At 60.9% G+C, this 14,968-nt stretch carries 13 protein-coding genes and 1 pseudogene; 12 read left to right on the top strand and 2 right to left on the bottom strand.

Annotation, left to right across the window (positions count from 1 at the left end; all coding sequences use genetic code 11):
* Positions 1-164 precede the first annotated feature (164 nt).
* From RHIBR816_RS0118555 to RHIBR816_RS0118525, 7 genes are all read left to right on the top strand, one after another.
* Complete coding sequence (locus RHIBR816_RS0118555) at positions 165-1,283, top strand: ABC transporter substrate-binding protein (RefSeq protein ID WP_018238079.1); 1,119 nt, start codon at positions 165-167, stop codon at positions 1,281-1,283.
* Positions 1,284-1,384: 101 nt separating this feature from the next.
* A complete protein-coding gene (locus tag RHIBR816_RS0118550; protein WP_018238078.1) occupies positions 1,385-2,269 on the top strand; it encodes an ABC transporter permease subunit in 885 nt (294 codons plus the stop codon).
* Positions 2,266-3,054 carry an ABC transporter permease gene (locus tag RHIBR816_RS0118545; protein WP_026187170.1) on the top strand — a complete coding sequence of 263 codons (789 nt, stop codon included), beginning with the start codon at positions 2,266-2,268 and terminating at the stop codon, positions 3,052-3,054. The genes RHIBR816_RS0118550 and RHIBR816_RS0118545 overlap by 4 nt, the downstream gene beginning before the upstream one ends.
* 3 nt (positions 3,055-3,057) lie before the next feature.
* The gene (locus tag RHIBR816_RS0118540; protein WP_018238076.1) at positions 3,058-4,116 is read left to right on the top strand and encodes an ABC transporter ATP-binding protein; all 1,059 of its coding nucleotides are present in this window, start codon (positions 3,058-3,060) and stop codon (positions 4,114-4,116) included.
* Between the two features lie 66 nt (positions 4,117-4,182).
* Positions 4,183-5,205, top strand: a complete 1,023-nt coding sequence (locus RHIBR816_RS0118535; protein ID WP_084811112.1) for a sugar phosphate isomerase/epimerase — start codon at positions 4,183-4,185, stop codon at positions 5,203-5,205.
* A complete protein-coding gene (locus RHIBR816_RS0118530; protein WP_018238074.1) occupies positions 5,202-5,993 on the top strand; it encodes an inositol monophosphatase family protein in 792 nt (263 codons plus the stop codon). The genes RHIBR816_RS0118535 and RHIBR816_RS0118530 overlap by 4 nt, the downstream gene beginning before the upstream one ends.
* Positions 5,994-6,175: 182 nt before the next feature.
* The gene (locus RHIBR816_RS0118525) at positions 6,176-7,831 is read left to right on the top strand and encodes a Na/Pi cotransporter family protein (protein ID WP_018238073.1); all 1,656 of its coding nucleotides are present in this window, start codon (positions 6,176-6,178) and stop codon (positions 7,829-7,831) included.
* 466 nt (positions 7,832-8,297) lie between these two features.
* Here RHIBR816_RS0118525 and RHIBR816_RS0118515 read toward each other — a convergent pair.
* A pseudogene (locus tag RHIBR816_RS0118515) lies at positions 8,298-8,803 on the bottom strand (tyrosine-type recombinase/integrase).
* Positions 8,804-9,145: 342 nt separating this feature from the next.
* On the opposite strand from RHIBR816_RS0118515, the gene RHIBR816_RS0118510 reads away from it, so the two are divergent.
* A complete protein-coding gene (locus RHIBR816_RS0118510; protein ID WP_018238072.1) occupies positions 9,146-9,472 on the top strand; it encodes a GYD domain-containing protein in 327 nt (108 codons plus the stop codon).
* 412 nt (positions 9,473-9,884) lie between these two features.
* On the opposite strand, the gene RHIBR816_RS0118505 is transcribed toward RHIBR816_RS0118510, so the two are convergent.
* Complete coding sequence (locus RHIBR816_RS0118505; RefSeq protein ID WP_026187165.1) at positions 9,885-10,910, bottom strand: LacI family DNA-binding transcriptional regulator; 1,026 nt, start codon at positions 10,908-10,910, stop codon at positions 9,885-9,887.
* A gap of 201 nt (positions 10,911-11,111) precedes the next feature.
* Between RHIBR816_RS0118505 and RHIBR816_RS0118500 the strand changes: the two genes are divergently transcribed.
* The 4 genes from RHIBR816_RS0118500 (at position 11,112) to RHIBR816_RS0118485 (ending at position 14,967) form a co-directional block, all read left to right on the top strand.
* Positions 11,112-12,143: a sugar ABC transporter substrate-binding protein gene (locus RHIBR816_RS0118500; protein ID WP_018238070.1), complete on the top strand. Its 1,032-nt coding sequence runs from the start codon at positions 11,112-11,114 to the stop codon at positions 12,141-12,143.
* Positions 12,144-12,242: 99 nt separating this feature from the next.
* Positions 12,243-13,199 carry an ABC transporter permease gene (locus RHIBR816_RS0118495; protein ID WP_026187164.1) on the top strand — a complete coding sequence of 319 codons (957 nt, stop codon included), beginning with the start codon at positions 12,243-12,245 and terminating at the stop codon, positions 13,197-13,199.
* Positions 13,200-13,216: 17 nt separating this feature from the next.
* The gene (locus RHIBR816_RS0118490) at positions 13,217-13,993 is read left to right on the top strand and encodes an ATP-binding cassette domain-containing protein (protein WP_018238068.1); all 777 of its coding nucleotides are present in this window, start codon (positions 13,217-13,219) and stop codon (positions 13,991-13,993) included.
* On the top strand, positions 13,993-14,967 hold the full coding sequence (locus RHIBR816_RS0118485; RefSeq protein WP_018238067.1) for an ABC transporter permease: 975 nt from the start codon (positions 13,993-13,995) through the stop codon (positions 14,965-14,967). Before RHIBR816_RS0118490 ends, RHIBR816_RS0118485 begins: the two co-directional genes overlap by 1 nt.
* The last annotated feature ends 1 nt before the right edge of the window (position 14,968 follow it).

Raw genomic sequence — 14,968 nt, 5'->3', positions numbered from 1 at the left:
TGCATCCTGCCCCTACACGAAAACGCACGGCTTCGAGCCCTTCGGCAAGACGCGAACAAAGTGCAAGGGGAACCCGGATAGACGGCGGCGCCGACGACCGGATGCAAGACAGACAACAGCAGCCATTGCCCACGATCCGTCACAGACGGTCAACAGGAGGAACCATGAAGAAGCTTGTATCGCGCGCAACGAGCCGCGCATTCATCGCCACGCTCGCCCTGACCGTCGCGCTACCGGGCCTTGCCCGCGCCGAGGCGCCGGAAGAACTGGTGGCCGCCGCCACGAAGGAAGGCATGCTGACGGTCATCGCGCTGCCGCATGACTGGTGCAACTACGGCGAGGTCATCGCGGGCTTCAAGATCAAGTATCCGGGCATTACGGTCAACGAGCTGAACCCGGATGCCGGCACCGCCGACGAGCTGGAGGCAATCCGGTCCAACAAGGGCAATACGGGCTCGCAGGCGCCCGATGTCGTCGACCTCGGCCTCGCCTTTGCGCCAGCGGCTGCCGAGGAGGGGTTGCTGCAGCCCTACAAGGTGGCCACGTGGGACGAAATCCCGGCCAACATCAAGGACGAGAAGGGCTATTGGTACGGCGATTATTACGGCGTGATGGCCTTCGGCGTGAACAAGGACTTGCTTGACACCCCGCCGGCCGATTGGGCCGATCTCCTGAAATCCGACTATTCCGGCGCCGTCGCGCTGACCGGCGATCCGCGTTCGTCCGCGCAGGCGATCCTTGCGCTGATGTCGGCAGGCCTCTCGCGTGGGGGCAAGCCCGGCGCGGAATCCGGCGGCAAGGGTCTGGAACTCTTTGCGGAACTGAACAAGGCCGGCAACTTCGTGCCGGTGCTCGGCAAGGCCGGCACCATCGCTCAGGGGCAGACGCCGATCGTGGCCGCGTGGGACTACAACCTGCTCGCCTGGCGCGACGGCCTGAAGGGCAATCCGCCCATGGAGGTCGTCGTGCCGGATAGCGGCGTGGTCGCCGGCGTCTATGTTCAGGCGATCTCGGCCTTTGCGCCGCATCCGAATGCCGCCAAACTATGGATGGAATATCTCTATTCCGACGCGGGCCAAACCGCTTGGCTGAAGGGCTACTGCCATCCGGCGCGCTTCAACGCCATGCTGCAGGCGGGCAAGTTCCCGCAGGAGCTGCTCGACAAGCTGCCGCCAGCCGAAGCCTATGAAAAGGCCGTCTTCCCGACCGTGGACGAGCTGGCCGCCAACAAGACCGCCATCGTCGAAGGTTGGGACAAGGTGGTCGGCGCCAACGTGAAATAGGGCGAGATCCCCCGCACGAAGGCTACGCCGTTGCGAAGTCTCGGCTGCCTCTCCTTTCACGCCGTTCCGGCAAGACCGGAACGGCTTCAGGGAAAAATCCAATGACGACAAGCGCAGCTATCCTGCCGAGCGCCGTGCGGCCGCGGCAGGCACTCAACTGGTTCGGGGTCGCTCCCTTCTTCCTTTTCGCACTTTTGTTCCTGATCCTGCCGACGCTCAACATCGTGCTCGGCGCCTTCCGCAATGCGGAAGGGCAGGCGACGCTGGAAAACCTCGGCAAGCTGTTCTCACCATCGATCCGCGCTGCCTTCTGGATCTCCATCGAACTGAGCCTGCTGACCGCGGCGCTTGGTTGCGTATTCGGCTTTTTCATCGCCGCTGCCATCACCCTTGGGGAACTGCCGCGTTGGCTTCGTAATGCCATCCTCACCTTTTCCGGCGTGGCCTCGAACTTCGCCGGCGTGCCGCTCGCCTTCGCCTTCATCGCGACACTCGGCCGTCTCGGCTTCGTAACGATGCTGCTGCGCCACTGGTTCGGCATCAATCTCTACGGCCTCGGCTTCAACATCGTCTCGTTCCTCGGCCTGGCGCTCACCTATCTTTATTTCCAGGTCCCGCTGATGGTGCTCATCATCACCCCGGCGCTGGAGGGGCTGCGGCGCGAATGGCGCGAGGCGGCCGAAAGCCTGGGCGCCACCGGCTTCCAATACTGGCGCCTGGTAGCGCTGCCGATATTGTGGCCCTCGCTTCTCGGCACGCTGGCGCTGCTTTTCGCCAACGCCTTCGGTGCCGTTGCGACCGCCATCGCACTTACTGGCTCATCCCTTTCCATCGCGCCGATCGTGCTTTTTGCGCAGATCCGTGGCGACGTGCTCAACGATCCGCATCTCGGCTACGCCATCGCGTTTGCGATGATCGTGCTCACCGCTGTCGCCAACGGCATCTATATCCTGCTGCGCCTGCGCGCCGAGAGGTGGGTCAAATGATGGGGAAACGTCTCTGGTCCTGGCTCGCCGTCGTCCTGGGCGGGATTTATTTCCTGCTTCCGCTGGTCGGCATGTTTGATTTCTCGCTGCGCATGCAGCGTGGCGGCTACAGTTTCGAAGCCTATCGCATCGTGCTCGCCGATACGCAATTTCAGCAGACCTTCGGCTATTCGGTCATGCTGGCCCTACTGACCATCGTGCTCGGCATCCTGATCGTCGTGCCCACGGCCTATTTCGTGCGGCTACGCTTTCCCGGCCTGCGCCCCATCGTGGAATTCATCACGCTGCTGCCGCTGGTTATTCCGCCGATCGTCATCGTCTTCGGCTATATTCGCATCTACAACACCTCCTCCATCCTGCCGCTGACGGGAAGCTGGTGGGGCACCAACATCCTCCTCGTGTTCGGTTATGCAACGCTGTCGCTGCCCTACATGTACCGTTCAGTGGATACGGGCCTACGCACTATCGACATCGCCAGCCTCACGGAAGCCGCACAAAGTCTCGGGTCCGGCTGGGCGCGCATCCTCGCCGTCGTGATCCTGCCGAACGTCTTCGTGTCGGTACTGTCGGGCGCCTTCCTGACCTTCGCAATTGTCATTGGCGAGTATGTTTTTGCCGCGCTGCTCAACGTCAACTCCTTTGGCCCCTACATGGTCTGGATGGGCGGCAATCGCGCCTACGAGCCTTCGGCGCTGGCCGTGGTCGCCTTCGCCATAACCTGGGTCTGCATGGGACTGATCCAGCTTTTCACCCGCTTTTCCAAATTCTCAACCGTGAGGCGCTGAACCATGGCCTTCCTCGACATTCATCATCTGGAAAAATCCTTCGGCGCACAGCGCGTGGTCAAGGACTTCAACCTCGGCATAGAAAAGGGCGAATTCGTCTCCTTCCTCGGTCCTTCCGGCTGCGGCAAGACGACGGTGCTGCGGATGGTGGCAGGCTTCGAGATGCCGACCTCGGGCGCAATCCGCATCGACGGGCGGGACGTCACCGGCCAGCCCGCCAACCGGCGCAAGATCGGCATGGTGTTCCAGGCCTATGCGCTGTTTCCCAACCTGACGGTCGAGCAGAACATCGGCTTCGGCCTGCGGGTCGCGGGTGAGGGCAAGGCCGAGACCCGCGTGCGTGTCGCCGAAATGCTGGAACTGATCGGGCTACCGCAGCTCGGCAATCGCTATCCCTTCCAACTTTCCGGCGGCCAGCAGCAGCGGGTGGCGCTGGCGCGCGCGCTTGCGGTGCGCCCGCAGGTGCTGCTGCTCGATGAGCCGCTGTCGGCGCTCGATGCGAAAATCCGCGTCAGCCTGCGCGAGGAAATCCGTCGCATCCAACGCGAGCTCGGCATCACCACCATTTTCGTGACGCATGATCAGGAAGAGGCATTGTCCATGTCGGATCGCGTGGTGGTCATGCATCAAGGCGTCGCCGATCAGGTCGGTACACCGTTCGAAATCTACAATCGGCCGGCGACGCGTTTCGTGGCGCAGTTCGTGGGTACGTTGAACCTCCTGGACGCCAACTTGCTGGATGCCGCCGCTGGCCGGATCGGGCTGGGCGACGTGCCAGTGGCGCTGAACCGGACGCTACCCGGCCGGACCGGCGACCGCGTCAGCCTGGCGCTCCGGCCGGAAACGGTGGCGCTGGGGCGCAAAGAGGAGCGCAACGTCGTTCTCTCCGGCCATATTGCCGAGGTGCATTTCCTCGGCTCGGTGATCCGCATCCGTGTTGCGGTCGCCGGTCAGCTTGTCTCGCTCGACACCTTCAACCAGCCCGACAGGCCGCCGCCCTCGGTCGGCACGCCGGTCGAGGTCAGTGTCTCGGATCGCGACCTGCTCGTTCTGGCCGCCTGACAGAGCCGAATTAACCCCCCCCCAACAAACCCGATCGCTTGCGAAGGAGCCGGCATCGTGACCGATATGCCATGGAACGTCATGCCGCGCCCGGACTGGCGGCAGAGAATTGCAGCCCTTCCTGTCGAAAGCCGTACCCGGCTTGCATCGCGGGCCCGCAGCGCACCGTTGTTTGCCCATGCCTACGCTTTTCATCTCAATATGCGCTTTGGCGGCATGACGCCGTTGCATCTGGCCGAGTTCGCCAGTGCGCGGCGTCTCTCCGGCCTCAAAATCCATGTCGAAGACGGCGAACAGGCAAGCCTGAACAGGATGCCTGATGACGCGTTGCGCGCCTTTGCGGCGGCGGTGGACGGGCTCGGTCTGGAACTGCATGTCGAGACCAGCACGACGGAGGTGGCCGGTCTTTCTGACGCCGCGCGCATCGCGCTTGCCACTGGCGCCACCTCGCTTCGCTGCTATCCACGATATGAGGGCCGCATTTCCCAGATAGTCGACTCGACGATCGCGGACCTGCGGCGCCTCAAGGAGTTTGATCCACACGGCAGGCTCCGCTACACGCTCGAACAGCACGAAGATCTCAAGTCGGAAGAGCTGATCCATATTCTCGAGGCTGTCGCAAATCCGCGCCTCAGCCTGCTGTTCGATTTCGGCAATATGATCAATGCCTTCGAATTGCCGATGCCGGCGCTGAGGGCTCAGGCGCCGCATATCACCGAGGTGCATGTCAAGGACTGCCTCGTCCAACCGGATCGCGGCGGCTGGGCTCATCTTGCCTGTCTGTCGGGGCAGGGTGATTTGCCGATGCACGCGATGTTTGTGGAATTGCTGCTACTAGGCACCGATCGACCGCAGGTTCTGGCCTTCGGGCTGGAGGAGGAAGAAGGCTATTTTGCGCCTGCGCTGCGCTTTCCCTCTGACGGCCTGGATCCGTTCATTCCCGCGCGCTCGGCGAGCTTCACGGATATCGGATCCGGCGATCTGGCAGCGCGGCTACGGCAGGAGTTCGTTGCCGCGCATAGGCAGGTCGAAACTGTCAGAACTTTATTGCAGGAAATTGCAACAGAAGCCGAGAGGATTGAAGGATGACTGTCGAACAAGTCTGTCCGCCAGTGTTTCTGGCGTTTGCTCACGAAATGGTCGCTGCCGCCGCTGCGGTGATCCGGCCATATTTTCGTCAGCGGATCGAAATTGCCGCCAAAGCAGATGCGAGTCCCGTCACAGAGGCTGATCGGGCTGCCGAAATGACGATGCGGCGGATGATTGAGGACCGTTTCCCTGACCACGGCATTCGTGGCGAGGAGTTCGGCCACTCCAAGGCGGATGCGGAATGGGTGTGGGTGCTCGATCCGATTGACGGCACGAAATCCTTCGCCTCCGGCTCGCTGGCATTCGGTACGCAGATTGCGCTGCTGTATCAGGGCATGCCGCTGCTCGGAATCATCGATCAGCCTATAACCGAAGAGCGTTGGATTGGCCGCCGCGGATGGCCGACGCTGTTCAATGGCACGCAAATCCATACAAGCGCCACGTCCTGTCTCAATGAGGCAATTGTCTATACGTCGGCGATGGAGCAATTCGACGTCCAAGGACGGGAACGCTTTTCAGACCTGGCAGCAGGGGCGCGTTTCACGCGACTGTCGCATGATTGCTATGCTGCCGGTTTGCTCGCGCTTGGCAGTGTTGACCTCTTAGTCGAGAGCAAGGTGTTCGACTACGACATCCTGCCACAGATTCCGATCATCGAGGGTGCCGGAGGGGTCATTTCGGATTGGGAGGGGCGGCCGCTGGACGACGCGAGCCATTACGAAACTGTCCTCATGGCGGCGAACAAAACGCTTCACACGGCGGCGCTCGAGCGACTGCGCAGGAAATGACGTTCGCAGCGGCTCCGGCTGTCTCTGTAACTAGCAACCCATTTGCCAAGTTGGAGGTGCTCGATGCTTTTCCCTTCGCAGCGATGTCAAGTCCTGACGCCAGGAACCTGCCATGAAAGCCCGATCGGCGCATTCACAATGCGTTCGACGTTCGGCACGGCTCGCACTGAGGCGCAACGTCGATGAGCGGTTCACTGGTTCTGCTCAATCTCGCGGGTGCCGTCGCGTTGCTGTTGTTTGCCACACGCATGGTCCGTACCGGCGTTGAACGAGCGTATGGAGATCTGCTCCGCCAGCGCCTGCGTGGAACTCTCGAGAATCCGATGCTGGCCGTCGGCGCCGGCAGCATCCTTGCGATTTGCCTGCAGAGTGCTACGGCAGTTTGCCTCATCGTTGGCGCCTTTGTGGGGGCCGGTATCGTCGGCGGCTCGTCCGGGTTGCTGGCGGCGTTGGGGGCCGATCTGGGCTCCGCGATCGTTGCCAAGTTGCTGTCATTCAACTTCAGCTTTGTGACCCCGCTTTGCCTCGTCGCCGGTACCGCGTTTTTCATGTCCACCGAAAAACGCGAATTGCTCCAGGTCGGACGCATCCTGATTGGTGTCGGGCTCCTTATTCTTTCGCTCAGGCTGATTGGTGAGGCCTCCGAACCGCTTAGACATAGCGAGCTCCTGCCGGTCATTGTGCGCTATCTTGCCGACGACAGGGTAACGGCCTTTCTTGTCGCGGCAATCATGACCTGGCTCTTTCACTCCAGCGTCGCTGCTATTTTGTTGTTCGCGGCGCTTGCGGAGCGCAACCTCATTCCGTTGACCCTTGGTGTAGTGCTGGTGTTGGGCGCCAATGTCGGCGGCGGCATCATCGCTGCCATGTTAACGCGCGCCGCGCCGCCGCGTTCGCGCATCGTGCCCATCGGGAACCTGCTTCTTCGTGGCGCCGGCGCGCTGACGGCGCTCGGCGCGATCATCCTGCTGCATCCGCCTTACGAGCGCTTGGGCGACAGTCCCGCCTTGGCGATGCTGAACTGGCACGTCATCTTCAATGTCATGCTCGCACTGGTCGGCCTTCCGCTCGTAGGACCTGTCGTCCGTCTGGCAGAGCGCATGACGAGTTCTAACACAACGCGGCCGGAAACGACGGATGTCGCGCACACTGTGCTCAACGAGGCGGCGCTCGACACGCCAATGCAGGCACTTGGCAACGCCACGCGAGAGGTCGTCGCCGTCAGCGAGCTGATAGAAAACATGCTTCAGCGTATCATCGAGCTCTACGAATTGGCTGGAGACGACAAGATCAAGTCCCTGACCACGCTCGACGATCGGGTCGACGCCAAGCATCAAAGCATCAAGCTATATCTCGCCAAACTGGCAACGCGCTCCCTGAGCCACGACGAGGCGCTCCGGTGCCGAGAACTGCTGGGCGCCTGCGTGAAGCTCGAGCAGGTGGGTGACATTATTGTCGGCAATATGCTTACGCATGCGCGAAAGAGGAACGCTCGAGGCTTGGAATTCACGCCAGAAGGTTGGAGAGAACTTCTCGATTTCCACGGCACCGTGCTTGCAAACGCGCGGCTCGCCTTTAACGTTCTGGTTTCCCGCGACGCCGAATCTGCCCGCCAGCTCGTAGAAGAGAAAGATCGCCTTCGCGATCTGGAGAAATCCGCCAACACGAGCCATTTCAAGCGCCTGCGCGAAGGAACGGCGAAAAGCATCGAAACGAGCTCGATCCATCTCGACACCGTCAGAGATCTGAAACAGATCAATTCGCTTCTGGCCTCAATGGCCTATCCCGTCCTGGAGGAGTTGGGCATCCTTCAGGGTTCTCGGCTGAAGGGAATTTGACGTGTGTCGGCAGCTCAACGAACGGCGGCAGTCGGCGACACCCGTTGCCGACCACTCTTATTGCGAATTCGGTGCCCTGGGGGCGATCGACGTACGGTTCACGCGACAGCGTTCATGGAGTGCCAATATAGCGGTGAAGGGTTCACTACAACGCAGTTGATTCATCCGCATTGGAGCGCGGTTCGCTGCATTGGTCCAGCATGCTTCACTCTTGGGCTTGTTGGTTACCCCTTGACTGCCTTCGGCATCTCTAAAGCTCAGCGAATGATTGTTTCAAAATCTGTTTGAGGGCGGGGCAAGACGCTGCGCCCGGTACGGAGCACATCCGAGCTCCGGCAAGGAAGTCTGCTTCGCGCGCCAGCAGGGGACGTTCAATGTGTGAGCGGCGGGCGGCCGCAAAGGGTCGATCTTTGGCTTTAAGCAGGCTCAGGGCGGCATTTAAGACGAGAAATGCCGCCCTGAGTGCCTAGAGTTCCACTTGCTCAGAGGCAAGGGCGTCGTCCACCTCTATTCCGAGGTACTGCACGGTGCTCTCCAGCTTCCTGTGCCCGAGCAAGAGCTGGACGGCGCGCAGGTTGCCTGTCTTCTTGTAAATGTGGGCCGCCTTCGTCCTCCTCATCGAATGCGTGCCGTAGCGCTTCGGATCAAGCCCGATGCTCGACACCACCGTTCGACGATCCGGCCATACTGCCGCGTCGACAGATGCGGCTTTGCGTGCACTCGGCTGGGAAACAGGTAATCCCGTTCACCGAGCCTCCGACGTCCGATCCAGGCACCGACAGCCTCCCGCGTTTGATCGGTCAGTTCGAATTGCACTGGTCGGCCTGTTTTCCGTTGGATGATGATCGCCCGGTCGCGCACCCTGCCGGAAATTGCAACATCGGCAACTGAGATCGCGACGAGATCACAAGCCCGCAGTTTGCTGTCGATCGCGAGATTGAACAGCGCCAGGTCGCGCACCGCACTCGACATCTGCAGGCGGGTTTGGATGGCCCAGACCTCCTTCGGCTTCAATGGAGGCTTCTGGCCGATGATGCGGCCGGAGTTCCAGCTAGACATGGCCTTTCTCCCAAAATCCACCCTCCACTGCCGCAGCGCTCAACCTTCAAGCGGCCCAATGGTAATCCTCCTAGAAGCGACCGTTCGGGTCTATTCTGCCCTCTGCGGATTGTGGCTGGATTATCTGGAGCCCGCCGCGCCAAGAGAAACGGCGAAATTGAAACCATTCACCGCAACATGTCCGCACGGTGGAAATGATTCGCGTTAGCTCTGGACTGAGCGTTAACTGGACTGTGCTGACGGAGGAGGCAAACCATGGCGATGTATCTCACGCGCTTCAGCTACACACCCGAGACGTGGGCGCGCATGATCGAAAACCCCGAGGATCGCCGAGAGGCGGCACGCACGTATATTGAATCAGTAGGGGGAAAGCTCCACGGGTTCTGGTACGGCTTTGGTGAGCATGATGGCTGGAACCTGTGGGAGGCGCCTGATACCGTCTCGATGGCGGCTGTCGCGCTAGCCATCGGCGCAGGAGGCGCGCTCAGCTCTATCGAGACGACTGTGCTCCTCAGCGTTGAGGAGACGATTGAAGCTCTCGGAAAGGCGAAGACGATCCGGTACCGACCGCCGGCCACGTAGACGCGGCCCACTGCTTCTTATCCATATTTAGACGAGTAGGTGCTCGCGGGCACGCGGGTCCCGGCGCGCAGTCTCTGCGAAGTGGGCCGGAGGTTGGAAAGCCCGCAATAGCTCTTCGTGACGTTCACCCACCATCTCAGTCGGGTGGAAAGCGGGCGTCCGCCGCGCACAGCACGAAAGACCGTGGAACGGCCATAGCCGACGCTGGGAACCGGCTGGCTCTGGATGGACCGACCCGCTGCAAGGTCCGTTCGGAGAGAATTGCTCGAGGAGAAGGGGCGAATGCCCGGAGTCTAAGAGCAAGCGGCGAGGCGGGAATCGGCCTCGGCTCGCCGCTGCGGTTACTGCAGGCGCCGTTCTTGTTCGCGGTCCAGCTCGTGGCGATGCCAATTCAGCTTTTGATTCCGCGAAGTCACAGGCCGCAGTTGTATCGAGTGTGGACGAGTATCTGAGAGGGAGACGGCTCGGTCGTAACGCCGTTCAGGTTGTCCTTAATCCATCTGGCGGCCGATGCGAGTTCGTTCGCGAAGTCGTGGGAGATGACATAGTCCATCACCCTCGATTCGAGCAGACCACGGGAATGGTTCGTCAACTCGTGTCCGACGAAGACTGTCTCGTCCGCCTTGCCGGCGTTCTCCAAGGCCTTTGCAACACCGCGGTTTGCGCCGGCGACGTTGTAAATGGCTGCAGGATGGCCGTTCGCTTCAAAATACCGGGTTAGTTGCTCGCATGTGCTTTCCGGCCGGTCGTCCGAGATCACACGCTCCTCGATCTTTAGGTAAGGAAAATCCGATCGCAGAACCCTGCGGAAGCCCATTTCACGCTCTTGTTGGCAGCGGAATGGCACGCTCATGACGATCAAGATATTGTTTCGCTCCTTCGGCAAGGCGTTGCCGATCAGCAGCGCTGCGACACTGCCGGCGGCATATTGATCGTTGCCGATATAGACACTGCGGCGGGAACTGGGCAGATCCGTCGTCAGGCAAACGACAGGAATATCGATCGACCGAAGCTTTCGTATCGCTCGATTGATCGCCGGATGCTCGCGCGCGATGATCACTGCGCCGTCTGCCCCGCTGCCGTCCTGCTCAATCTGGCGGGCGAGAGCGATGGGATCGACCTCGCTGGTGGTCACGTAAGTGCCCTCGACCTCAACCCCAGCGACGCTTCGATTGACCTCCGCGGCAGCAGCAGCCATCGCGGCATTGAACGTTTCCCCAGAATCGCAAAACAGCCGGATCTGAACAGGCACATCGCTATCGGACCGTTCGTTTCTTAACTTCTCCAGGGCCCCCAGAACGCGCGATCTCGTTCGTTCCCTGACGCCTTCACGGTTGTTCAGGACTCGATCGACCGTCGCAGGACCGACGCCGGCCAATCGCGCGATGTCGTGCACCGTGGGGCCCTTCCAAGTCTTGGAATTCGAGTAATCAGCCACTGTGGCGTCTCCAATGTGATGTGAAAGACATCATCTTTCAAAATCGCGCCCATGCGCAACCCTCATTTTTCCCACACTTGGGCAAGATTTGTGCTTTGCAACAACATTGATGCGAAACACATCGTTAAGACGGCATCACGGTCCTTGAATGATGTGCTTCCAATCGAAGACAATGCCTCCGTTAAGAGGAGGAGAACCCCTATGAACTTTAAAAAAACTGTGCTGCTTTCCGCTCTGCTAGCCGCGACCGCGCTTGGCGGTGCTGCAAATGCGCAGGATGGCGAGAAACAGTATCGCTTCGTCATGGTCTCCCATATCGGCTCGAACGATCCGAACATGGGTTGGCTGACGAAATCGATGGAGGAGTTCGAGAAGAAATATCCGAACGTCAAAACCGAATATATCTCCACCAACAACTATTCGGTCCAGGAGCACGTTCGCCTTCTCGAGCAGGCGATTTCAACGCAGCCGGACGGCATTGCCGTGCCGATCGTCAGTTCCGATGCTTTCGAAGCGCCGCTGCGCAAGGCGATCGAGGCCGGAATCCCGGTCGTCGCCTTCAACATTCCCGATGGACGCCCCGATGGTGAGCGTATTCCCTACCTCACCTATGTCGGCGGCGACGAATATCTCACCGGCAAGAAACTCGGCGAGTATGCTCTTGAAAAGGCAGAAGCCGGAGAAATCCCGAAGCCGACCCGCGTTGTCTGCGCCAGCCATGACTCTGCGCACCAGGGCCTCAAGGCCCGCTGCAATGGGATGAAGGAGGCGATGGAGAAGGCCGGCGCCAAAGTCGATGAACTGTTCATCGGCGCCGAGCCGGCGACTGCTCGCAACGCGCTTCAGGCCTTCCTGCAGGCCAATCCGGACACCAATTACATCTTCACGGTTGCCGGCTGGTCATCGCCCTGGGCATGGGGTGTTGCCAACGACACGAAGCTTGACCCGGATGTCGACGACAAGGGCGTAACCGTCCTGACAGTCGACGAGGGTCCGGTTTCGATCGAAGGCGTGCGCGCCGGCCACGTCTTGGCGACGAACAGCCAGGGTTTCTGGCTGCAGGGTTATGCTCCGATGGAGTGGCTCTACTGGAACAAAGAGTTCGGCTACGCACCGCAGTCAAACATCCTGACGGGCCCGGTCATCATCAACAAGGATAATGCCGACAAGTGGGCCGAACTGGTCCGGGGCGTGTTCGGCGACAAGGCCTACGACGAGCAGAACACCTGGTAAGGGTTCCTCCCGGAGGGCGGCCGGACACTGCACGGGCCGGCTGCCCTCGATCGTTTGGATGTGACTCACGTCGCGCACTGAACCAGCGAGCATAGTGTCATGAAACACCTTGTGCGAAGCCAAGGCTTCGGCGCGATTATCGGCGTCGTCGTCATGCTTGTCGTCTTCACATTGATCGATTTTTCCGGCTGGTGGACTATTCAGACCATCGCCAACGTCAGCCAGTTCACCGCCATTCTCGCCTTTGTCGCGATGGGTCAAGCACTGGTCATCATGACGAAGGAAATCGACCTGTCCGTGGGATCGGTCTACGGGTTGGCCGGTGTCGCCTTCATCACGATGGAACCGGCGCTCGGCGTGCCCGGCTCCTTTGTCCTGGCCCTTGTCGTCGCGGCGCTTGTCGGATTGCTTCAGGCGATCGCGGTGGTCAAGGGCGAACTGCCGTCGATGATCGTCACGCTCGGCGGCCTCTTTACCGCGCGCGGGATCATCTATGTATGGACCGGCGGTTCGGTGCACAATTTCTCGCCGGCGGCACGCAGTCACCCAATGACGCGCCTGTTTGGCGGCGAGCTTTTTGGCATCGACGCCGCCATTTTCTGGCTGATCGCCGTCGCAGCAATACTCGGTCTTCTGCTGTGGGCGACGCCGTTCGGCAACGGCCTCCTCGCCACCGGCGGCAGCCGCGAAAGCGCGGAAACGCGCGGCGTGCGCACCGATCGGATCAAGATCGCCGCATTCATTCTCTGCTCATTGCTGGCTGGATTCGCCGGCATCCTGACCTTGTGCAACCAGCCGCAGACCCATGTCACCCTCGGCGAAAACATGGAGCTCGAGGCGATTGCCGCGGCAGTCATCGGCGGCTGCCTGCTGACCGGCGGGCGCGGTTCGATCCTCGGCGCCATTCTCGGAGCGCTGATCGTCGTCAGCTTCCGCTACGAACTGATCGCACTTGGCGCGCCGTCGTCCTGGTACATCACCTTCATCGGCGCCGTGCTCATCGTCGCGGTCATCTTCAACCAGAAGCTGGCCCGTTTCCTCGGGCACAGCGCTTGACGCGGGAGGACGCTCAAGTGACGAACACCCACCCCCTCATTCAGGTCAAGAGCCTCGACCTTCACTTCGGCGCCTTCCATGCCCTCAAAAACGTCTCGGTGGACTTTCATGCCGGCGAGCTGATCGGCCTGGTCGGCGACAACGGCGCCGGAAAAACGACGCTGATCCGCGTTCTCTGTGGCATCTACGCGCCGAGCTCAGGAGAAGTCTATTTCGACGGCAAGAAGATCGAGAAGTTTCACCCGAAGCTCGCCATCGACCAGGGCATCGAGACGATTCAACAGTCCGTCGGGCTTTGCGACAATCTCTCGATCGCGCGCAATTTCTACCTTGGCCGTGAGCCGGTGAAGCGTGTGCTTGGCATCCCCTTTCTCGACTTTGCCAAGATGCGGGAGAAGTCGACACGGGTCATTCGACAATTTGGCCTGCGCGAGAACGTCTCGGCCGACGACGAGGTGGAACGCCTTTCCGGTGGTGAGCGTCAGTCGGTGAAGATCGGTCGCGCGGTCGAGTTCATGAACCGGGTCGTCATCATGGACGAGCCGACGAACCACCTGTCGGTGCGCGAGCGCGAGCATGTCAACGAGTTGGCGGTGCAACTGAAGGAGCAGGGCCTTCTGGTCATCTACATCACGCACGACATCTTCCAGGTGCACAAACTAGCCGACCGTGTCGTGATCATGGAAAACGGCGAGAAGGTCGCCGATGCCTCGACTGACGCGCTGACGGCGGAAGAACTCGAAGAGGTCATCCGGCAGGGAGGCCGCCTTGTTGAGAAGCGGGAGGCGGTCTGATGACACTGTCGATCGCCAAACCCCTCATTCGTCGTCATGCGGAATTGGGGATATTCCTGATCGGCGCGGTGCTGATCGTCGTATTCACTTTAACCTCGGACGGCAAATGGGCCAATTTCTACAACATTGGCACGATTCTGCAGGTGACCGCGACGCTCGGGCTGATGAGCCTCGGCGTGGCCTTGGTGATCGGCACGGGCGAGATTGACATTTCCGTAGGCTCGACGTTCGGTATGGGTGCGCTCGCCTATCTCTGGCTCGCCGCGCACGTTGACCCGTCGCTCGCCGCCGTGGCTGCGATCGCTGTCGGCGCCGCGATCGGCCTAGTTAACGGACTGCTCGTCACGCGGACGGGCACGCCGTCCCTTATCATCACACTCGGTACGCTGATGATTTTTCGCGGCATTTCGATCGCGTTGACCGAAGGCTTTTCCTTTTCCGTCCCCTATGCGGCGCGCAAGGGCTGGGCCTATTTCGGGCTCGGAGGTGGCGAGTTCCTCGGTTTCAACACTGCCCTCTATTGGCTGATTATCGTGCTCGTCATTCTGATGGCGATGTTGAAGGCGATGCCTTTCGGCAATCGCCTGCTTGCGGTCGGCGGTTCGGCCGAGAGCGCCCATTCTCGCGGCGTGCGGGTGGATCGGATCAAGCTATCGGCCTTTGTCCTCTGCGGCGTCCTTGCCGCTTTCGCCGGAACGCTCGAGGCCGGCAAGCTCGGCTTCGCGGACGGTTCCATGGGCCGCCTGATGGAACTGCAGGCGATTGCCTCCTGCGTGCTGGGTGGCTGCCTGCTCGCCGGGGGCCGCATGTCCCTGATCGGGGCGCTGATGGGCGCGTTCGTGCTGTCCTCGGTCCAGTCCTATCTCGTCGTCACGGGCGTTCGTCCGCAATGGTTCATCCTGATCTTGGGGCTCATAGTGGTGATCGCCGCCTATGGCGACCGATCCCTGCGTCAGTGGGCACTTCGGAAATAGA

Source organism: Ensifer sp. BR816 (assembly GCF_000378985.1).
GTDB lineage: Bacteria > Pseudomonadota > Alphaproteobacteria > Rhizobiales > Rhizobiaceae > Sinorhizobium.
The sequence above is the reverse complement of the archived record's forward strand: the minus strand, read 5'-3'. Positions and strand labels throughout refer to the sequence as shown.